At 66.8% G+C, this 20,487-nt stretch carries 18 protein-coding genes; 10 read left to right on the forward strand and 8 right to left on the reverse strand.

Annotated elements, in window-relative coordinates; genetic code table 11:
- Positions 1-645 (forward strand): hypothetical protein (locus tag FRC96_RS21945; protein ID WP_230470017.1); only part of this gene is annotated, 645 nt, incomplete at its 5' end.
- A gap of 33 nt (positions 646-678) precedes the next feature.
- Here the strand turns inward: FRC96_RS21945 and FRC96_RS08250 are convergent.
- Positions 679-1,233, reverse strand: coding sequence for a hypothetical protein (locus tag FRC96_RS08250; RefSeq protein ID WP_146974026.1), 555 nt, complete (start codon positions 1,231-1,233; stop codon positions 679-681).
- Positions 1,234-1,348: 115 nt separating this feature from the next.
- On the opposite strand from FRC96_RS08250, the gene FRC96_RS08255 reads away from it, so the two are divergent.
- The 5 genes from FRC96_RS08255 to FRC96_RS21950 all read left to right on the forward strand — a co-directional run bounded on the left by FRC96_RS08255 (position 1,349) and on the right by FRC96_RS21950 (position 5,433).
- Positions 1,349-3,010, forward strand: a complete 1,662-nt coding sequence (locus FRC96_RS08255; RefSeq protein ID WP_146974027.1) for an oligosaccharide flippase family protein — start codon at positions 1,349-1,351, stop codon at positions 3,008-3,010.
- Entirely contained in the window at positions 3,007-3,564 is a 558-nt protein-coding gene (locus FRC96_RS08260; protein ID WP_146974028.1) for a hypothetical protein, read from the forward strand. Before FRC96_RS08255 ends, FRC96_RS08260 begins: the two co-directional genes overlap by 4 nt.
- Positions 3,565-3,573: 9 nt before the next feature.
- Positions 3,574-4,305: a hypothetical protein gene (locus FRC96_RS08265; protein WP_146974029.1), complete on the forward strand. Its 732-nt coding sequence runs from the start codon at positions 3,574-3,576 to the stop codon at positions 4,303-4,305.
- 161 nt (positions 4,306-4,466) lie between these two features.
- The gene (locus FRC96_RS08270; RefSeq protein WP_146974030.1) at positions 4,467-4,931 is read left to right on the forward strand and encodes a hypothetical protein; all 465 of its coding nucleotides are present in this window, start codon (positions 4,467-4,469) and stop codon (positions 4,929-4,931) included.
- Between the two features lie 286 nt (positions 4,932-5,217).
- Complete coding sequence (locus tag FRC96_RS21950; protein WP_230470018.1) at positions 5,218-5,433, forward strand: hypothetical protein; 216 nt, start codon at positions 5,218-5,220, stop codon at positions 5,431-5,433.
- Positions 5,434-5,707: 274 nt separating this feature from the next.
- On the opposite strand, the gene FRC96_RS08280 is transcribed toward FRC96_RS21950, so the two are convergent.
- From FRC96_RS08280 to FRC96_RS08310, 7 genes are all read right to left on the reverse strand, one after another.
- Positions 5,708-7,855: an alpha/beta hydrolase family protein gene (locus FRC96_RS08280; protein ID WP_146974031.1), complete on the reverse strand. Its 2,148-nt coding sequence runs from the start codon at positions 7,853-7,855 to the stop codon at positions 5,708-5,710.
- Positions 7,856-7,939: 84 nt separating this feature from the next.
- Positions 7,940-9,949, reverse strand: coding sequence for a hypothetical protein (locus FRC96_RS08285; protein WP_146974032.1), 2,010 nt, complete (start codon positions 9,947-9,949; stop codon positions 7,940-7,942).
- 184 nt (positions 9,950-10,133) lie between these two features.
- Positions 10,134-12,113: a hypothetical protein gene (locus FRC96_RS08290; protein ID WP_146974033.1), complete on the reverse strand. Its 1,980-nt coding sequence runs from the start codon at positions 12,111-12,113 to the stop codon at positions 10,134-10,136.
- Positions 12,114-12,219: 106 nt separating this feature from the next.
- Entirely contained in the window at positions 12,220-13,002 is a 783-nt protein-coding gene (locus FRC96_RS08295) for a class I SAM-dependent methyltransferase (protein WP_146974034.1), read from the reverse strand.
- A complete protein-coding gene (locus tag FRC96_RS08300) occupies positions 12,999-14,462 on the reverse strand; it encodes an MFS transporter (protein ID WP_146974035.1) in 1,464 nt (487 codons plus the stop codon). Before FRC96_RS08300 ends, FRC96_RS08295 begins: the two co-directional genes overlap by 4 nt.
- A gap of 133 nt (positions 14,463-14,595) precedes the next feature.
- Complete coding sequence (locus FRC96_RS08305) at positions 14,596-15,294, reverse strand: hypothetical protein (RefSeq protein ID WP_146974036.1); 699 nt, start codon at positions 15,292-15,294, stop codon at positions 14,596-14,598.
- A gap of 74 nt (positions 15,295-15,368) precedes the next feature.
- Positions 15,369-16,859, reverse strand: a complete 1,491-nt coding sequence (locus tag FRC96_RS08310) for a hypothetical protein (RefSeq protein ID WP_146974037.1) — start codon at positions 16,857-16,859, stop codon at positions 15,369-15,371.
- 294 nt (positions 16,860-17,153) lie between these two features.
- Between FRC96_RS08310 and FRC96_RS08315 the strand changes: the two genes are divergently transcribed.
- Genes FRC96_RS08315 through FRC96_RS08330 form a run of 4 tightly spaced genes read left to right on the forward strand, consistent with a single transcriptional unit; the run spans position 17,154 to position 20,450 of the window.
- Positions 17,154-17,828 (forward strand): prepilin-type N-terminal cleavage/methylation domain-containing protein, encoded by a 675-nt coding sequence (locus FRC96_RS08315; protein ID WP_230470019.1) that lies wholly within the window; start codon positions 17,154-17,156, stop codon positions 17,826-17,828.
- The gene (locus FRC96_RS08320) at positions 17,825-18,445 is read left to right on the forward strand and encodes a type IV pilus modification PilV family protein (protein ID WP_146974039.1); all 621 of its coding nucleotides are present in this window, start codon (positions 17,825-17,827) and stop codon (positions 18,443-18,445) included. Before FRC96_RS08315 ends, FRC96_RS08320 begins: the two co-directional genes overlap by 4 nt.
- A gap of 47 nt (positions 18,446-18,492) precedes the next feature.
- Positions 18,493-19,812: a PilW family protein gene (locus FRC96_RS08325; RefSeq protein WP_230470020.1), complete on the forward strand. Its 1,320-nt coding sequence runs from the start codon at positions 18,493-18,495 to the stop codon at positions 19,810-19,812.
- Positions 19,812-20,450, forward strand: coding sequence for a hypothetical protein (locus FRC96_RS08330; protein ID WP_146974041.1), 639 nt, complete (start codon positions 19,812-19,814; stop codon positions 20,448-20,450). Before FRC96_RS08325 ends, FRC96_RS08330 begins: the two co-directional genes overlap by 1 nt.
- Positions 20,451-20,487: the final 37 nt, after the last annotated feature.

Consider the following 20,487-nt stretch of genomic DNA (forward strand, 5'->3'; position numbering starts at 1 on the left):
ACCGAGGGTCAGGCGGAGGTGACCGAGGGTCAGGCGGAGGTGACCGAGGGTCAGGCGGAGGTGACCGAGGGTCAGGCGGAGGTGACCGAGGGTCAGGCGGAGGTGACCGAGGGTCAGGCGGTGGCGAGCGAGCCCGACAGCGACGTGGCCGTCGCCGCCCCCCCGAAGCCCCGGATCCCCGAGCGTCTCATCAAAGCCGATGTCGACGCGCTGGAGGTTCCCGACGTCTCAACGCTGAGCTCGCCGGAGGAGCGCTGGAAGGCGGTCGTGGAGTTTGTGCGCCAGAGCAACGCGCCGGTGGCGGCGGCCTGTGAGTACGCCTACGTGCAGCGCTTTGAGGAGGGGGAGGTGCGCCTCAACTTCACCGAGGCCTTTGCCGACATCGCCCAGGAAGACGCCCGCAAGAAGACCATCGAAGACGCCGTGAAACGCATCTTCGGTGATGACTGGCGGGTGGTGATGGAGAAGATCGACGTGGAGGCCGCCCGCGGCGTGACCAATCTGGCTGAGGAGCGCGAGGAAGACATCCGGCGTCGCCGTGCCGCGCTGGTCGAAGAGGTGCGCACCGATCCGGTGGTGGCCGAGGCGCAGAAGCTCTTCGGGGCGGAGGATGTGCGGGTGAGCGTCAAACTTTTTGACGAGTAAGTCGTCGGTTGGCCCGGGCCCAAAAGGGTTGGCCTAAAAATTCACGCTCAGGCTTAAGCCCCAGGTGCGCGGGGCGCTCGGGATGTGGGCGGCGGCGCGGTCGAGCTGCAGGCTCTGCTGGAGTTGAAGGTTGTAGCGGCGCACGCCCTGGTAGCTGGTAATGAGCCCGCCGCCGTAGGCCAGGCCCGCCACCCCGGCGCCCAACCCCACAAGATCGCTGCGCGAGAGGCTGATGCCGTAGGCCAGAAAGATGGCCGCGAAGACGGTCAGAGACATCGCCACGGTGCCCAGCATGTACTGTTCGACGTAGAAGTTGCCCAGGCCGGGCAAAAGAAGGGAGTAGAGGGCGGCGCGGGTGTGGCTTAAGCGCCCCTGTTCATAGATGCGCCGGCGGTGGTCGGCGTCGAAGAAGGTCGATTCGGTCGATTCGGAGGGGGCGGCCTGTTCGTTAACACCCGCCGGCGAGGCGACGACCTCCTGCTCCGGCGGGAAGGCCCGGGCAGCGGGCGCGTCCTGGGCTTGAGCGGCCAGGAGGCCTCCCAGGCTCATCATCAGAAAGAAGCCGAACGCGGTGATGTGTCGGAGCATAGCAGACATCCCTTCAAGGTGTGGCGAGCAGTAGAAACGCTGAGCCAGCATTGTTGACACGAGCCGGTTTTATGCCACAACCGCACCTGTCGATCGACTGAAGATACGAGGCGAGATGAGCGCGCAAGAGCGAGGCGCCGAGAAGGCGCGGGCTATGGATGAGGCGTCGGTCAAGCAGGCCGGCCGGGGGTTCTTGATCATCACCGAGTCCATCGGGCTGATTAACATGGTGATGATCACCGGCACGCTCAACGCCGTCAGCAAGCTGGTGAGCGAGCAGCCCGAGCAGGCCGGCCGACTGGTCAATATGGCCGTGCGCATGCAGCTGATGCTCGGCGTGCCCGTGGCCGCGCTCTACGCCCTGGGGGCACCCTGGATCGCCGGCAGCTTTAACGACATGACGCTCGTGCCGCTCTTGCGGCTCTCGGCGCTGATCATCTTCTTCTATGCCTTCTACGCCATCTTTGTGGGCTATTTTAACGGGCTCAAGGAGTTCGCGCGCCAGGCCAGCCTGGATTTCGGGTTCTCCACGCTGAAGATGCTCGGGATCGTGGGCCTTGTGCTGCTGGGCTTCGGCGTAGGCGGGGCGGTGGCGGGCTTTGTGGGGGCGGCGGGCATCATCTGCACGGTGGCCGGGGTGTGGCTCTTTCGCCGCGAGCGCGTGCGGCGCGCCGCCGGCATCGGCCAGGGCGGGCTGGACAAAGAGCAGACCCGCCAGGCCTTTAAGCGCCTGCTCAACTACCTTGTGCTGATCATGCTCTACACCTTTGCGCTCAACGGGTTGATGCGGGCGGACTTTTTCGTGCTTAAGGCGATCGCCTCCGGGGTGCCCGCGCATCTGAGCGGAATGGAGTCGCTCTTCTCGCTGATGAGCAACAAGTTCGCCGGCTTCTACGGGGCGGTGCTCAACGTGGCGCGCATCCCCTACCAGGGGGTGATCGCGGTGACCTTTGTGATCTTCCCGATGATCAGCCAGTCGACGTTTAGCGAGGATACCAACCAGACGCGGGCGTATGTGCGCAGCACGCTGCGCTACTGCTCGATGTTGATCGCGGCGGTGGCGATGGTGCTGGCGTTTAACGCCGACTCGATCATCGGGGCGCTCTACTCGGCGGATTATCAGGCGGCGTCGGTGGCGCTCTCGATCTTGAGCGTGTCGATCATCTTCTTTGCGCTCTTTTATGTGGCGACGACGATGATCATCGGGTCAGGGCATCCGCTGGCGGCGGTGGTGATCATGGGGGCGTCGCTGGGGTTGAGCGCGGTGCTCAACTACGTGTTCTTGACGCGCACCCACGCCGAGGCGATGGCCGGGCTTGTGCCCGTGGCGCCGGTCAACCCTTCGGGCGATGCGATGAGCGTGGTGGCCCAGGCCCAGGCGCATGCCGAGGCCTCGGCCAATTTTGCCGCGCCCTTTCTTCTGCAGGCCACCGACTACATGCAGTCGGCGGCCATCGCCACCACCATCGCCATGGTGCTGGGGTGCCTGCTGAGCGTGGGGTGGTTGTGGCGTGCCTTTGGCGCGGCGCCCCCCTGGGCGACCCTGGGTCGCTTGCTGCTGGCCGCCGGCGTGCTCTGGGGCATCGATATGGCGGTGCCGCTCGGCGTGGAGCTGGTGACCTCCCAGGGCAAAATGGTGTACCTGGCTCTGGTCGTCGCTAAGATGGCCTCGATGGGGGTGGCGCTTCTGGCCACGCTCTTTTTGACCCGTGAGTTTACCGCGACCGACATGGCGCGTCTTAAGGCCGTGATCAGCAAGAAGACGAGGAAGGCATGAACCTGCATCGAGGCTTGAGATCGTGGCTGGCCGCAGCGCTCGTGCTGCTGGGCGTGGTGTTCGTAACGGGCGTTGGGTGCTCGGCAGCTCAGGTCAACGAGCGGCCGGCCGACCCGGCGGCGCTCGATATGGCGGCGCGCAACTTCCATAAAAACATGCGCTGGGCGCGCTGGGAGGAGGCCTCCCAGCAGGTGCACGAGGCGGCCCGGGAGTCCTTTCTGGGGCGCTACGAGGAGCTCGGCGATGACTATCGCGTGGTGGAGCTCGCGCTGCGCAAGGTGGAGTTCTCCGACGACGGGTTTGAGGCCATCCTGGAGGTCGAGCAGGAGTGGTACGAGCTCCCCGACACCACCGTGCGCGAGGGGCGTTTTATCGAGCGCTGGGTCTCGGAGGAGGGGGTGTGGTGGATGCGCGAGCGCCTGAGCCGCGAGGAGTTTCGCGCCCGGGAGAAAGAAGAGCGCGAGGCGCCGGGGGCGGCTGAACCCACCCTCGATGAGGAGCCCACCGAGGCGCCGCCCGCCGAGGGCGCGTTGCCGGCCGAGGCTCAAGAGTAGGGTGGGGCGATGAGTCATCTTCCGCCGGGGCAGCTCGGGTTTATCGAGCAGGTGCAGTACTTCTTCACCGAGCTCAGCGGGCGCACGTACATCCCCAGCCCCAGAGACCTGGCGTATCTGTTACCGCTCAAGGAGCAGGGGGCGCCGGCCGCCGCGGTGTGCCGGGGCATCGAGGAGGCGTTTCGCGCCTATGGCGAGGCGGAGCGCCCCCGCTCGGTGCGCCAGTGCTGGCCCTTTATCGAGGCCGAGCTGGAGCGGCTGGCGGAGTCCGGTCTGCACAGCGGGGCGGGGGCAGACCCGGGTCACGGGGGCGATCCGGCAGGTGCCGCGTCGCCGGGTGAGGCCTCGCCCGCCCCGGACGAGGATGGCGATCGCGGTGAGGCGGAGCTTCTGCACCAGACCCTTCAGGCGATCGAGGAGGCGGGGCGAGCGAGCGGGGAGGAACGCTGGCGTGAGGCGTATCGCGCGGGGTGGCGGCGCGCCCGAGAGCTGAGCAACGAGCGGGGGGATTTTGGTTTTGAAGAGCTGGAGGCCGCCGATCGCGCGCTGATCGACGCCTACTGGGACGCGCTTCAAGCCGCCGAGCGCCAGGAGCTCGAAGACGCCATCGCCGCCCAACTCGCCGGCACGCTGCGCGATATGAGCCCGCGGGCCGCCCGCGAGCATCGCCTGGCCCGGCGCCGAAAAGCGTTGATCGAACGCTACGGTCTGGTCGATCTTCTGCGCCTGATCGGCTGGTAACGCCTGCCGCTGGCCCCGCCAGCCTGCCATCGTCTCTGCCACTTTCGGGGGTATCGCAGTTGTGCCCGCCGGGCGCTCGCTGCTAGGGTTCGCCCATTGCTTTTGACCCGTAACAACCTTTATCGCCCTGACCCGACTCTGTGTTTCGATTGGAGGATTCGATGCCCATTTTTCAGATGATCGCCAACAAGCTCACCGAACGCCGCTTTGCCAAATTGACCCAGGAGCAGAACGAGGCCCTGATCGACACGCTGGTGGCCACCAAGGTCATCGACGGCAAGATTCTGCCCGAGGAGGAGCAGGAGCTCACCGAGGCCATCGGCATGCTGACGTGGAATGGCGGCCACTCCCCCGAGGGCTTTGTGCAGGCATCGATCGCCCGCGCTCGCCAGGTGCAGCCCACCCCCGACGCCCTCTCGGAGCTTTTTGTGGCTCTGGGCACCAGGCTCGGCGACGAATGGCTGCGTGAGGAGGCCTACTACCTCTCCTCGCTCGTCGCGATCTCGGATCAGGAGGTGCACGAGGACGAGCGGATTTTGCTGCAATCGATGGTGCAGGCTTTCGGGATCAGCGCGGAGAAGCAGTCGTTGATCATTCGAAAGATCTCCCGCGAAGAAAACTTTTGACCTTCGCCGAGCGCCCCAGGACGACGCTGGCTGTGTCGCTGCGTCGTCGCGGTAGCGCTGCTACACGCTCCTCCTTGCTCCTTGCCAGCCCCGCCCTGGATGCGCTCGGGTTGGGGGGCGAGCGGGGGGGGAGAGACGCCTCGGGAGTGATTCCGGGGCGTTTTTTTGTGGTTGTGTGGTTAGGTGGTTGAGGGGCGTTGGGAGTTGGCGTGTGGGTTGGGGGTTCGCGTGGTGTGGTTAGGTGGTTGAGGGAGTTGGGAGGGGCGCGGGGGGGGGGGGGAGGTTTGTGGTTAGGTGGTTGAGGGAGTTGGGAGGGGCGCGGGGGTGGGGAGGTTCGTGTGGGCGTTGGGGGGATGTCGGGCTCTGGCTCGGTCTCGATCTCGATCTCGGGCTCGATCTCGGGCTCGATCTCGGGCTCGATCTCGGGCTCGGGCTCGGGCTCGATCTCGACCTCGGGCTCGATCTCGTGCTGGTGCTGGTGCTCGTGCTTGCGTTCAGGTGACCGAGGGTCGCCTGAGCGCCAATGTTTATGCGGGTGCGAGGTGACCGAGGGTCACCCCATCACCGAGGGTCACCCCATCACCAGCATTTACGCGGTTTGTCGAGCATGTACCCCCCACCGCCCACACGAACCCCCCAACATCGCGACCCCCCCACGCCCACACGAATCGACCGACGTCGCGAACCCCGCACGCCCCACAACCACCTCACCACAAATCGACCAACTCACGCGTAGCGCCGGCGTCACTCAACCACCTAACCACAACCCGCGAAGCTCACTCGTCCGCCCGAACCTCCCCACTCCGCGAATCTCCGCCCCCCAACACCTCGCCCTCCAGGAATGAGAAGACCGCGCGGTAGTAGCGCAGGGTGTTTTGCAGCCCGCTGATGCCGTGGCCCTGACCCTCGAATTCCACGTAGGTGACCGGGGCGCTGGCGGCAGTGGCCGCTTCGGCGAACTGGCGGCTCTCGGCGACGGGGACGCGGCTGTCGTTGGCGCCGTGGGTCAGGAGCAGGGGGGACGTGAGGCGATCCACGTGGGTCAGGGGGGAGCGGTCCTCAAGTTTGGCGGCGTCGACGGTGGGGTCGCCGGCCTCCAGGATCACCCAGTCGGGGATGTTGCTGGTGTTGAAGAAGGTGATGATGTCGCTAAAGCCCGCGTGGCTTAAGCCGAAGCCGAAGGGGTAGACGTCGTTGTGGTCGTTGGTGCCGGGGGGGAAGGTTAAGGCGCGCATGGTGGCGTAGCCGCCGTGGCTGGAGCCGTAGACGCCGATCTGATGGGGGGCGTAGCCTTTGTTCTTCTCGAGCCAGCGGGCGGCGTTGAAGAGGTCGACGATCTCGTCGCCGCCCAGGTCGCCGTCGTTGAGCGCGGCGAAGTCGGCGCCGAAGCCGAAGGAGCCGCGCACCGCCGGACTCAACGTGGCTACGCCCGCCTCGCACATGATCTGGTTGGCGCTGCTGAAGTAGTTGCCGCCGCCGTAGAATGCGGTCATGCGCACCAGACGATCGGCGTCGGTCGGGGGATTTACCGGCTCGAAGTAGTAGGCGTGCAGGGTGCGGGGTCGCGGTCCGTCGGGGGTCTCGACGGTGTCGAAGGTTTCAAACTCCACCCGCTCCACCTTGCAATGCACGAGCTTCTCGAAGAGCTCGGCCGGGAGCTCGGCCAGGCGCCGGGCTTCCATGGTGATGGGGGCGCTTAGCGGGCCGTCGGCGTTGAGCGCGACGAGGTCGAGCTCAAAGGGGGTGCGCACCGAGCTTGAGGAGAGGGCCAGGCGATCGGCAAACGCGTCGGCGACGTAGACGGACTCCTCGAACTTCTCGCGCTGGAGCAGCTCGCCACTGGCGAGGTCGCGCAGCTCGGCGATGGAGCCGGTGGGATGCTCCAGGAGCAGGAAGAGGAGGGGGCCCGATCCCTCGGGTTCGACGATCTCCGCGTCGCTGATCTCGTGGTCGAGCGCGCTCAGGAGCGTGGAGGTGCCGCTCTCGACGTCGAGGGCGTAAAGGGCGTCCTGGCCGCTCTCGGCGCTGATGTAGAGGAGGCGCTCGCCATCGAAGCTCTCGGCGAGGGCTCCCAGGCGCATGTGGCGGGTGCCGCGCTCCAGAAGCTGGCGCGGGGCGTCGAAGACCTGCTCGTCGTGCTCGGCCGGGTGGGGGAGCTCAAAGAGGGCCAGGTTGGTGGTGCGGCGGTCGCCGTCGTGCTGCAGGTTGAGCACGACGTGGCGGTTGGCCGGGTCAAACTCGATGCCCGACCAGGTCAGGCGGTCTTTTCCGCCCTCATCGCACCAGATCTGCTGCTCCTCACCCGTGCCCAGGTCGCGGATACGCAGGCAACTGTTAAACGGCTCTTCGGTGCCGTTTCGCACGACGTAGGCCATCAGGCGATCGTCGCCGGAGAAGCCCACCGCGTAGATGTAGTCGACGTCGGTGAGCGCGCGCACCTCTCCGGTGGTCAGGTCGAGGTGGTAGAGGTTGATGCGCTCATCGTTTCGCTCATCGCCCCGAAAGATCAGGCCCTCCAGGGTGCGGTTGTACTCGCCGCCCCAGTAGTTGCGGGTGGACCAGTCGATGTCGTTGAGCTTGTGCCCCTGGCTCAGGTCGACCTGCCCCTCCTCGGGAAGCGCATCGATCTTGCGCATCCAGGTGCCCTCCGGGGTCGTCTCGAAGTAGAGGAGGTGGCCCTGCTCCAGATCGGGGGTGATACGCGAGTAGGGAAAGCCCTGGACGTAGGGGCGAAGATCGATCTGGCGGCCGTTGAAGGTGACGGCGTAGTCGGTGGGGTCGTCGCTCTCGGTCGTTTCAACGTTTTCCGCGCTTTCGACGGGCGCATCGGTGGGGGCCTCATCGGCGGTCGGGGCCGGGGAGGCGCAGGCGCTCAGGCCGAAGAGCAGGGCGGGGAGACAGGCGTAACGAAGGTGCGAAACCATCAGCAGACTCTTAAGTATGGGGTGGGCGCAGAGCGCGAAGGGGGGCGCTCCGGGCGCCCCCCTTCAAAACAAACAACCGCGGGTTTAGTAGACGCTCTCCACCGGCTGGGAGCTGTCTTCGAGTTGGGCGGCCCACTCGCGGGCCATCTCCAGGCGGGCCTGGGCCTGGGCGGCGTAGGGGTGGGTGGGCTCGATGCAGCGGTCGGCGCGCTCGCTAAAGGTGCTCAGGTAGCGGTCGGCTTTGGCCCGGGCGTCGCTGCCGAGGTCTTCGAGGTGGGTGAAGGCCGCGGCCGCAAGCTCGGTGCGGCAGCGGAAGGTCGGCGCGGTGAGCAGGGGGGCGTCGTTGGCGAAGCTCGGAGCCTCCAGCTCGCCAGTGGTGTTGAGGCCGATGCGGATGATCTGGGTCTCGTCGTTGCTGCGGGTGATGGCGGCGAAGCGGCGCAGATCGTCGGTGGCGTTGTTGGGGATGAAGGCCCGAAGCTGCCCGAGGTTCTCGGCGTTGAAGTCCACGCGGGTCTCCTGCACCTGAACCATCTCGGCGGCGGCGAAGCTCTCGTTGACCGTGCCGCCCAGGCTCAGGCGAAGCTCGATGTGGTTGTCGTCGCGCTCGATCAGCGCGGCGTCGAAGCTGGTGGGGATGGCGCTCTGACCCAGGGTGAGCAGCTGCTGGAGCTGGTCGCGCACGCCGGGCTCGTTGCTGAAGAGCAGGGTGGCGGCCGCGCCCACCGGGAGCTGCCCGCCCTCGGCCAGGGTGTAGGCGCGCACCGAGCCGGCCACCGGCAGCGGGAAGCTATCTGCGACGGCCTGCCAGGCGGTTTGCGCAAGGGCCATCGGGTACTGCCCGGCGGAGATCAGCACGGGGAGGGCGAGCTCGGAGGAGGTGACGCGACGCTGCAGATCGTTGCCTTCCAGAGAGTCGAACCCGCTGGAGGTGCCGCCCTGGTAGTCGAGCTGCCAGAAGGGAGCGATGACCGTGTCGGCCAGGTCGGCGATGTTAAGTGACCAGTCCAGCGCCAAAAAGTGCTGCGCGTCGATCGCCGGCAGGCTCACCGACTGGCTGGTCTTCTGGTGGACGCGAGCGCCCTGGGAGGTGCGGGTCATCACCAGGTCGACGGTGATCGCGTGCGCCTCATCGGCGTCGAGGTGCAACGAGACGTCTTCGTGTTCGGCGGCGACCGGATCGGCGACGACCGAGGCGCTGGCCAGGCGGCTGATGTTCTCCATGCGGAAGCGCGCCATGCCCGCGTCGCCACCGCTCTGGCGGGTGTTGGCCGCCGGGCTCATCGAGGCCTCCAGGATGCCCACGTGCGCCAGTGATTCAAAGCGGGCCCAGACGGCCAGCTCACTCTCGGCCTGCAAAAAGGCGTTATAAGCGGCGGTGGGGCGGAAGGCCGCCGCCGTGGGCAGCGGCAGGTTCTCGAGGTCCAGGCCGTTGAGCCAGGTCCGGGCCTGCTCCAGGCGGTCGCCCTCGGGAAGACGCGTCGTGTTCATCAGCGCGGCGATCTCCACGCGCAGAAAGCCCGGGCCCTCAAAGCTGCGGGTGGCCAGGGGGGAGCGGGGCTTGTCGGCGTTGAAGTCGGCGACGAGCTGGTCGAATTGCGTGGCCATCAGCGCCGGATCGTCGGTGGGGAGCAGCGCGCGGTAGAGCGCATAGGTCGGCCACTCCTCCTCGCGGGTAGGAAGCCCCAGGGCGGCCGCATCGAGGAAGTCCTCGTTGCCCATCCGCGAGAGCGTCACGTAGAGGGGGCGCCCGGTGTCGAGCGCGCTCAGATCAAGCTGCACGTCGGGCTCGTTCATGAAGAAGGAGACCGGATCGTCGAGCAGGTTCGCCACCATCTGCGCGTCTCGATTGCCCTCCATGGTGCGAATGGCATCGGGGAGGTCGCCGCCAAAATTCATGCGCACCGCCAGCAGAGTATCTTCGGTCTGCAGCAGGTCCTCGGGGCCGGAGAGGGTGATGGGCTGGTTCTGAGCGGCCTCATCCTGAGCCTCTGGCGAAGATTTGCAGGCGGTCAGCCCCAGGCTGAGCGTGGCGCTGATCAGGAGCGCGGTGCCGAGCTGGCGAGTGGTACGGTGGGGAGCGGAGAGTCTCATCATCATCCTTTGTGCAGAGGTCGTGAGCCTGTGCGGGCGCGCCGTGGGGCACACGTCAGCATAAAGACGCGCCGGGCCGGCGGTGCATTCAGCGGTCAAAAAGCAGGCGCACAGCTAGCATAACGAAGCCAAAAGGACCAGCCGCGGGGGCGACGAGCCCACCCCTGTGTGCGGTGGAAAACCTTCACTGCGCCGATGCCGAGAGGGAGGGATCCTCGCCGAGCTCGGCGGCCCACTGACGCACCAGATTCAGGCGCGCTTCGGCCTCGGCGGCGTAGGGGTGGTCGGGGCCCAGGCAGCGCTCAGCGCGCTCGGCGTAGGTCTCCAGGTAACGCTCGACCTTTGCCGAACCGTCGACGCTTAAGTCATTGAGGTGGGTGAAGGCCGCGGCCGCAAGCTCGGTGCGGCAGCGCGAGGTCGGGGTGGGGAGCAAGGGCACATCGCTGGCCAGGTCGAGAGCCGGAAGATCAGGCGGCGCGTTGAGCGCCAGCCGAAGGCTCCAAACATTGTCGTGAGTTTGGGCCGTCAGGCTGATCCTGTTGAAGATGTCAAAAAAGCCGCGAGGAGCGAGCGCGCGCAACTCCCCGAGGTGCGCGGCCTCAAAGGCCATGTGCGTTCCCTCACTCGGACGCGTATCTGCGTTTCGGACTCGTGTCTCTGCGGACTCGCCAAGGCTCAGGCGCACCTCAATCTGCTCGGTCACGTCACGGATCTCGGCGTCGAGAAGGAATGTGTTTTGGCTCCGCAAAATCTCCAGGGTCTGTTCAATGGCCGCGCGCACCTCAGGCGTATTCTCGAAGGTCAGCAGGGCGGCGGCGCCCACCGGCATCGGACTTACATCCGGGAGGTGGAAGGCGCGCATAGAGACCGTTTGAGGCAGCGGTGCGGTCATTGCGCTGGCCAGCGTCTGGCGGACGCGATGCATCGAGGTCATGGGATGGTGGCCGGCAGCCAGAAGGCCCAGAAGAAGCCCCTCGCCATTGGTCATCGGCAGGGTGTCCGGTGTGGGAAGTGTGGCGTCTTCTTGACGGCCGATGATGTCGTTGAGCGTCCAAAACATCTTCAGGTCACGATCATCGGGAGAGACGCCGAGGAGAGAGGCGTCGACATGCAGAAAGGGTGTGATGCCGAGCGGCCCAAGCGCTTGGCCGGGGGAAAGGTCGTCGCGCAAGCGGACGCCTGCTGCGGTGGGCGTGGTGACAATGTCGAAGAGGATCGCGCCTTCTTCGGTGGCGCTCAAAAGGAGCGCGATGTCTTCGTTTTCCGCGACGAGGGGATCGTTGATGACGGAGGGAAAGGCCAGACGTCGGTGGGTCTCCAGACGGTGTTTCGGTGCCATCGTGCGAACATCGGCCTGGCGCGCGATGAGAAAGGCGTTGTTGAGGCTGGCGATCCTCGCGAGCGCGTCAAATCGGGTCCAGATCGCCATCTCACTGGTGCCCTTCGTGTAAGCATTATAAGCGGCGGTGGGGCGATAGGCGGCGATCGAGGGGGCCGGGAGGCTCGCCAGGTCCAGCGCGTCGATCCAGGCTTGCGCCCGGCTGTGATGTTCCCGGGCCGGGAGGTGCTGTGTGGTGATGGGAAGGGCGACCTCCACACGCAGAAATCCCGGGCCCTCAAAAGAGCGTAGCACCACGGCGTCGTCGGGGGACGCGGCGAGCTCGGGGGCGTAGTGGGAGTCGATCTGGGAGGCCAGCTTTGCGGGGTCGTCTGTGGGTAGCAACCACCGGGTCAGGATGAACGAGGGCCACTCGTGCTCGCGCAGGGGCAGACCCAGCTCGACGGCCTGCAAGAAGTCCTCGTTACCCAGGCTGGATACGTTGAAGAAAAGCGGGCGGCTCCGATCGAGCGCGCCGAGCGAGCCATCGGGCAGATCCAGCAGGACGTCGACGGGGTCGTCGAGCGCGTCGGCAGCGAAGGCCAGCATGGGGTGGAAGGAGATCTTGCGAATCGCTTCGGGGAGCTCGCCACCCGGACGGACGCGGTAGGAGAGGAGGGTGTCCTCGGTCTGCACAAGATCTTCGGGGCCGGTGACTTCAATAGGTGGCGGCGTTTTGTCGGGGCTGGTTGAGGTGGATTTGCAGGCCAGCAGCGCTGGACTGAGCGTCAGCGCGAGCAAGAGGGTAATTGCGACCCGGCGAGCAAAAAAAGCGGGAGACGACATGACCACCATCCTTCATAGAGATGTTGACGACGGGCAGAGAGCTACCAGACACCGGCCCGGTGGGCCAGCGCTGGCGTCGTCATACCCCCCCTTTGATTGTGTTTTCTCAGCCTACTTTCGCAAAGGTGAGCACGTGCTGGGGCGGGGTTTCGAGCTCATCGTCGAGGGTGTCATCAAACCCTTCGCGCTGGCCGACGAAGTCGAGGCCGGCCTGTTGGGCGGTCTCAATGAGGGTGTCGAGGGGCCAGTAGCGGTGCGCGATGGTGATGGGCACGCCGGCCTCGGGGTCCTCGCCATCTTCGTCCTCGCGCACGTAGCGGAAGGTGACCTCGAAGGTGCGCTCGTGGGCGTCCCATAAGGAGCCCTCCCAGATGGTGTAAATCACGCCGTCCACATCGAGCTCGGTGGTGGGGGCGGAGGGGTCGTCGACGATGACGTTTGGTGGGATGTCCATCTCGGCGGCGTCTTCGTCGAGGCCCTCGGTGGGGTAGACATCGAGGTGAAAGAGGCCGCCGGGGCGAAGCGCGCCGGCCACGGCTGCAAAGGTCGCTCGGAGCGCGGGGGTGTCGGGCAAACAATAGAGGCCGTTGTAGGCCAGGATGATGTGCTCAAACTCGCCATCGGCCGGGAGATCTCGGAGGTCGCGCGCCAGCAGCTCGGTGTGGGGGAGGTTGCGGGCGGCGGCCAATTTCAGGAGCTCGGGGTCTTGATCGAGGCCGACCAGGCGCTCCACACCGGGTCTTAAGGCTTCGAGCAGGCGGCCGTGGCCGCAGCCCAGCTCCAGGACGGAGGAGGCGCCGGCGGTGCGGGAGGCGTAGTACGCAAGGTCGCCCGGAGTGCCGGTGTGGGTGGCGGCGTAGAGGCGAGCCTGAAGGGGCGTGAAGGTCATGGGGTCAGCTCCATGGGTTTGGGGCGCAGTCCGGGGACCCCGCGGGTGAGAATGAGCGCCAACGTGGCCAGCACGGTCAGGGTGAGGATGGCGTTGGAGTAGATGGCGCCGGGGCCTAAGTCAAAGCCCAGCCAGCTTGTGGCGCTGTCGGCCTGGAGCTCCACCGCCGTCACGCTGAGCGCCACGCCAAAGGCACCGCCTAAAAAGAAGATCATCATGAAGATACCCATGCCGCTGCCGGTGAGGCTCGGCGGCAGGATCTGGCTTGTGGCGCTGACGATCGGGCTCTGAATCAGCGCAAAGCCCAGGCCGTAGAGCCCCATGCCCAGGCCCACACCCACCTCCCAGCCACCGGCGTAGTAGGCGGTGATGAGGTTGCCGGCGATGATCAGCACCATGCCGATGGTGATGGGCTGTCGGGCGCCGACGCGATCGGCGTAGCGCCCGGTAAATGGCGAGATCAACGCGATGAGCAGCGCCCCGGGTAAGAGCACCAGCCCCACCACCACCGGGGCCACGTGATTGACCTCGATCAAAAAGATCGGGACGAGCACAATCGTGCCAAAGCGGGTGGCGTTGGTCAGAAAAGCCACCGCGCTGTTGGCCAGGTAGCGCCGATCTCTGAAGACTTCGGGCTGCGCGAAGGGCTCGTCGATGCGGTGGATGCGTCGCCAGAAGATCAAGAGCAGCACCAGGCCCAGCGCCAGCAGGCCGAAGAAGACGGGGCCAAACCCTCGCTGCTCAATGATCGTAAAGGCATACAGCCAGGCGCTCACCCCCACGCCCAGGAGCAGGGCGCCCGGGGTGTCGAAGGTGTCGCCAAAGCGGGTGTCGAGCGATTCGGGCAAGAGGCGGAAGGCCACCGGCGCGGCGAAGGTCACAAGGCCGGTGATGCCGTAAACCAGGCGCCAGCCGCCCAGCTCCACGAGGATGCCTCCCAGGAAGGGGCCGACCGAGGCGGCCAGGCCCACCGCGCCGAGCACAAGACCCATGGCACCGCCGCGGCGATGGGGGGCAAAGACCCGGGCGATGATCATGGTGCCCAGCGCCGGGAGCGCGGCGCTGCCCGCGCCCTGCAGAAAGCGCAGGAGGATCATCACCTCGATCGATGGCGAGGCCGCCAGCATCAAGGAGGTGGCGCCCAGCGCCAGGATGCCCGCGCAGTAGAGCCGCCTTAACCCCACCAGATCGGCCAGGCGGCCGTGAATCGCGCTGAAGATGCCGAAGGTCAGCGAGAAGCCCGTGACCACCCAGCCGTACACGCCCTCGGAGACGCCGAAGTCGCGGCCGATAAAGGGCAGCGCCACGTTGACCATGTTGCCGTTGACCACGGCGAAGAAGACCACCGAGCTCAAGAGCGCGAGCACCACGGTGGCGGTGCGGGCGTCGGCGTAGTGTGGCGAGGAGGGGGAGGGGGCGGGCTCGGTGTTGCGGGGCGCGTGGGGAGGATGGTGGGCCATGATGGAGCGCTCAGAGGAGGGAGTGACCCGGATGGGGGTGCCGGGTCGGGGGGCCAGAAGAGGCCTTCGCAGCATCGCCGCGGGGTGTCAATTCAAAAGGATGGACGCGCTCGCCAGGTGCGCCCCCCGGAACTCACAGGCAGCCGGCCTGCAGCGGGGCAAGCTCAAGATGGCAGCGCGCGCAGGGTGCCGGGTTGGTTTGAAGCCAGGCGCGGCACTCGAAACGAAACTCGGGAGGGTGGGGTGAGATTCCCGTATGGCAGCTCACGCAATCTTGCTCGCTGTGGCAGGAGGCGCACTCAAAGATGTCGCGTCGCGCCATGACCCCGTGGTTGTTGGGCATGGCTGCGTCGAGCCAGCCGGGCGGGTGCATCGCGAAGTTCGCCGGTGGCCGCAGGTCGAAGGGGGCGTCCGGGCTGACCTGCGACTCCAGGTGGCAGCTCGTGCAGAAGGTCTGGGCCTGGTGGCAGGTGGCGCAATCGTCGATGCTCTGACGCGCCTCCAGGCCGTGCATCGCCACGTAGTTGGGCGGGTGGATGAGCGAGCTCTCCGCGAGGGTGTCGACGTGGCAGGTGATGCAGTCGGCCTCCAGGTGGCAGCTCATGCACTCGGCGTTCTGCGTGAGCGCGCGGGGGCCGTGCCTGGCGATCCAGTCGGCGGTGTGATCGGCGGGCATCCGCATGCCGCTTATGGGGCTTAAGCCCGGAGGGTGGTCGGCGGGCAGCGCGGAGCGGTAGCTCGGTGGGTTCTGCAAGGGGGGCAGCGTCCCGGCTGGCGAGGCCGGGCCCTGGCAGGCGCTTATGATGAGGATGCTCGTGAGCACGAGGGCCATGATCGTCGCATAACATAAGCCTGTGCGCGGGGTGGGCTTCGAGGCATTGAGGCGGGTTGGTGGTCGCCGAGACATCATGGCCACAGCTCCAGGGTGAGGTTGGCGTAGAGCAGGGCGTGGGAGGGCAGGGCGCTTCCCTGGCGGTGTTCGGCCAGCAGCGCGAGGCGCGCCAGCGCTCCCAGCCCCACCTCCGCGCCCAGGCTGGTGCTCAGCGCGAGTCTGTGCTCATCGCCGGGGCCGACCCGGCTCCCCGAGGCGCCGGTGGTATAGAGCGTGAGGTGGCGCGCGGTCAGCCAGAGGCGGCGCGGGGTGGCGGCCACGCGCAGTGAGGCGTCGACGAGCAGCTGATCACCCGTGGGCGCGCCTTCGGTGTGGGTCTGGTAGCTGAACTGAGCGCTGAGCCGCGCGTCGCGCTCGAAGAGGCGAAGCCGGGTGTGCGCGCCCAGCGCCGCGCCCGGTGCGAGGTGGTCGGGGAGGCTCAAGAGGTCGCCGGCGTCGCGGTAGGCCCGCGCCCAGGCCCGCACCTCCAGCGAGGTCTGCGCGGCCGGAAGCGCGCGCATCACGCTCAAGTACGCGCTCTGGCGCGGCGAGGCGCCAAAGAGGTTGAAGATCGAGGCGGCGTCGAAGATGGGGAGGCGGTGGTCGAGCCCCACCGACACCGTGGTGGTTTTGCCGGCGGCCAGCGCGCCCTGCAGCAGCGCGCGATCGAAAGCCCGGGCCGGTCCGTGAAAGGTCAGTAGGGCGCTGAGGTTGAGCGAGCGCGCGGGTGTGATGAGCGCGCTCATTCCGAAGCGATGCTCGATCTGGCGGGCGTCGGTGCTTCCCCAGCCCTCGGGCGGCGCGATGGCGCGCGCCGATCGAGATGCGGCAACCTCCACGCGGTGCAGGCGGCGGTGGCGCACGCCCAGCGCGACACCCATAAGTGTCGATTGGGCGCGCGAGGCGTAAGGATCGTTGAGCGGCACTCCCTGCACATCGAAGGTGGCCGGGTCGAAGGGGCCCAGGCGGTGGTCGACCTGGCGGCCCGCCCAGGCCCGCACCATCTGGCGGGTAGGCCCCTCGCCCAGCTCCAGCTCGGCGCTGAGCCCGTCGAGGTCGACCACCCCCAGCGCCGAGCCGGCCCAGTGACGTCCGGCGCGAAGCTGAAGCGCCTCAAAAGGGCGCCAGTCCACATAGGCCAGATCCAGGGTCAGATCGTTGAAGCGGTCGACGGCGCGCGGATCTTCGCGAAGCTCGGGTGAGAGCGCCGCGTCGCTAAAATATCGAAAGCTCAGCCGGGCGTTGAGCCGACCGGTGCGATCGCCCATCAGATCGTGGGCGCTCAGGTGCAGAGCCTGGGTCCAGGTGCGGGAGGCCTCCCAGCGGCGGTCGGCGCGAAGGTGTTGAGTGGCGCGGGCGCGCGACTGGGTGCGCACCTGATAGGTGGTGGCGTGGGCGTCGGCCGGCGCACGAAGGGGGGTGACGCCGGCGGTCGCCAGAAGTGTGGCGATCCAGAGCAGCGTGTGGGTCGCTCGGAGTGTGGCGAGGCAAGGCCAGCATGTTGAGCGTTGTCGGCCAGACGCCACGGCGGGCTCTCGAGGGCGGAGGAGGGTAAGAATCAACATCTCGGGGTGTAGTGAATCGGGGCGCGTTGTGCAATTACTTCAAGGGTATGAAATTTTTTCATAGTATCGTGAGCGGGGCGACGAAGTCTTTCGTGAGGTCGAAGTCGGCGATCACCGCCTGCGAGAGCCGCCGATCGCCAGGAGGGCGCCGGGGGTGGGTGTGGCCCTGGCGCGTGGTATGAATCTTGCGACACCCTCAGGCTGTGTTAGAGCTACCACCGCGATGACTGACGTGATGCAACGATGAGAGAGGCCATGCCGAAGAGAACACACACCAGACGCCCGCGCTCGGAGCAGGGCTTTACGCTGGTGGAGCTCATGATCGTGGTGGTGATCGTCGGGATGCTCGCCGCGCTGGTGACGCCGACGGTCTCGCGCACCATCAAAGAGAACAGCACCCGCGGGCTCAACCGCCAGATCGTGCAGGCCTTTCAGGAGGCCCGGGCCTACGCGATGGGCCGCGGCGAGGTGGTCTTTGTGGCGGTGGAGCGGGGAGGAGGTGACTCGGGCTCGGTGCAGTTTTTTCGCTCGGAGAACCGCTCGTTGACCTGCGCCGAGGGCGTGGTGACCGCGCCGGGGCCGGGTGAGGCGCTGATCGAGATCGACATGAACGCCACCGGCCTGGAGCACGCCATCCTGGGGGCCGACCCGGCCGCCGAGGGCACCCTGGCCCGACCGCTGTGCATCTCGCCGGCCGGGCGTGTGCTCGACCGCGACGGCCGCACGCTTAGCAGCGACGGGGCGTGCCCGGGCTACAACTTCCGCTTCTGGATGGCCAACCCGGAGCAGGCGCTGGGCGCCGGGGTGAGCGACTGCCCCTCCATCGGAGCGGGCGAAGATGAGATCTTCGAGCTGAGCGTCGAGCGCCAGCTCTCCAGCTTTTATATGATCCACATTCCTTTCAACGGTCAGGCGCGGGTGATCCAATGAAAAAGAAGAGCCTGAAGATCGCACCAACGCGTGGCTTCTCGCTGGTCGAGCTGCTGATCGCGATGATGCTGATGTCGGTGGGGGTCATGGCGACGATCGCCATGCAGTTTACCTCGCTGGGTGGCTACACCGTCTCGCGCGATGTCACCGGTGCTACGGAGATGGCCCGTCAGGTCGAAGCGCGACTTCGGGCTGAGGCGATGGGATGGAACGGCGTGATGGCCCCTTCGACCGTCGCCGAGGTGTATAATGACGGGCGCGGATCGGCGTTTCTGGCCGACCTGGCCACCGCCGCCGGCGCCGGCGGCTGGGTGCGCCTCTACGACACCCCGGTCAACCTGCGGATGCGCTCCGACGACGGGGCGGCCCGCTTCTGTGTGTTCGGCTCCGCCCAACAGCTTCAAGAAGATGGCATCGCGCAACCCTACATGCAGATCCGCCTGGCGGTGGTGTACCCGGGGGCCAACGGCACCTTCCCCGGGCAGGACGGCGGCAACCTTAATGGCCGCTGTGACACGGTCGACACCGGCTTGCTGATACCCGGCGACGAAGACCTGAGACTGGAGCTCGAAGGCCTGCGCGCAAGCTACTTCGCCAGCGCCATTCGCCCGCGTTGAACCCGATGATGACGCCGCAACGACGACTGCGATGTAAGGATACGATGATGAGACACCCCCAACCCCATCGCCTGACCCGACGCCGGCTGGCCGGTCGTGGCTTCACGCTTGTGGAGCTGATGATCGCCATGACGCTTGTGGGAGGGCTGGTGGCGATGATCTACGGGATGTTCGCCCGGACCTCCGACGCGCTGATCGATGTTGACGCGATGGCCGGTGCCACTGATGAGGCGCGTTTTGCGCTGGAGATGGTGCGCAACGAGCTGCAGTCGGCCGGAAGTCAGGCCACACCCAACGCGACGGTCGATCCCTGGGTGCGGCCCAAAGGCGACCCGATGTTCGGCCTGATCCCCTATGAAGGGTGGCAGAACAGCCGCGATGTGTATCAGGGCGACGCCACACTTCAGGCTATCGGGGCGCGCAACCCCGGCTCGGCGTTCAGTGGCGTGGTGGTGGTCGGCGCCTACGACTTTCCGCAGAGCTTTCTTGTCAGTGAGGTGCGGCCCTCCAGCGCGCGCGTCGAGAATGTCGAGCGGGGGATGGGGAGACTGACCCGCATCGATCCCTTTGACGTCTCGGCCGACAGCGCGGTGATCGCCGACGACACCGACCCCCGCGCCCTGGCGTTGACCGAGGCGGCCAGCGCCCGTGGCCTGCGTATCAGCGATCGCCAGGGCTACATGCAGTTTGTGCCCGTGCGTCAGGCCAGCATCAGCTCCGGAGCGCTGGAGCTGACGACCGCCGCCATCACCTTCCGCGGTGAGGGGCGCATGTCGGGGCTGGAGAGCATCGACGGCGAAGACAATGATTATGATGCGGCCTTCCTCGACGCCTTCTGGTTTCGCGTACGCGTCGACCCCTACGATCCGACCAACCTGCAGCTGGTCCGCCACAGGCTTAACTTCGGGGATTTGATGGCCCTGAACTCGCCGACGGCCGCTCAGCTCGAAGGGGTGATCGTGGGCGTGGACGCCGCCGCGCAGGAGGCGAATACGCTGGTGATCGCCAACCATGTGGTCGACTTTCGGGTGTGGTTTGACTGCGCCGATGGCTTCGGCGTGATGGAAACCACCCGGCTGGAGCAGGAGTGGGAGCCCGTCACCGGGGCCTGCCTGACCCCGCCGGCCAGCGGATCTCAGCCACATCTGGCGCGCGTGGCGCACCTTCGCCTCTCGATGCGCTCGGAGAATGAGCGCACCAACCGGCCCCACTTTGAGGTCGCCGGAGACGCCGACTGGCTGGGCTTCCAGGAGGTCGAAGGCACCATGCAGACCTACGATGTCGACCCGCGCAACCCGGGGGCGGCCTCGGTCGTGACGGTGCAGTCCAGCGTCGATCTTGCCAACTTCCGTATGCGAGGGCTCTGATGCGACTTCAAGCCAACAATCAACGCGGTGCAGCCCTGGTGGTGGTGCTCCTTGTGATCCTGGTGCTCACCGGCCTGGGAATGGTCGCGCTGGACTCGACCACCGAGGGGGTCTGGCTCTCGGCCAGCCACCGCAGCCGAGCTCAGGCCACCGTCTTCAGCGACGCTGTGGTGCAGTTTGGTCTGTACCGCGCCGGTGCCCGGGCGCCCTCCTATTCGGAGATGCTCAAGGCGCGCGCCGAGGCCGACTTGAGCAGCCTGGGCTCGGAGGCCGAGCGCATCGGCGCGATCCGCCGGGGCGGCTACCAGATCTTCAGCCCCGAGGAGAACCCCGGCGGTGGCCAGGCCACCCTGCGCGAGGTGCTCCCCGACGGCAAACTCATCGATAGCAGCACGGCCGGCTCCCTGGAGAACGACAGCACCAACCCGGTGAGCTTTCGCTTTATCGTGCGCGACCCCATCGATGGCCCCCCGGCGCCGGGCTACTCCGGGGAGTTTTGCTTCAAGAAAGTGACGGTCGCCTCCGAAGCGATCCTCGGCGATGTGCCCGAGGCGGAGACCGACCGCCGGCGCCAGCGCGCGCTGGGAAGGCATAGCGCCGAGGCGATGATCGGTCCGATTGATTGTGGTTCGCGCTGACTGGTTTGGACCCTTCTGGGGTCATGATGGCGAGTCG

The organism is Lujinxingia vulgaris, assembly GCF_007997005.1.
Classification (GTDB): Bacteria; Myxococcota_A; Bradymonadia; order Bradymonadales; family Bradymonadaceae; genus Lujinxingia.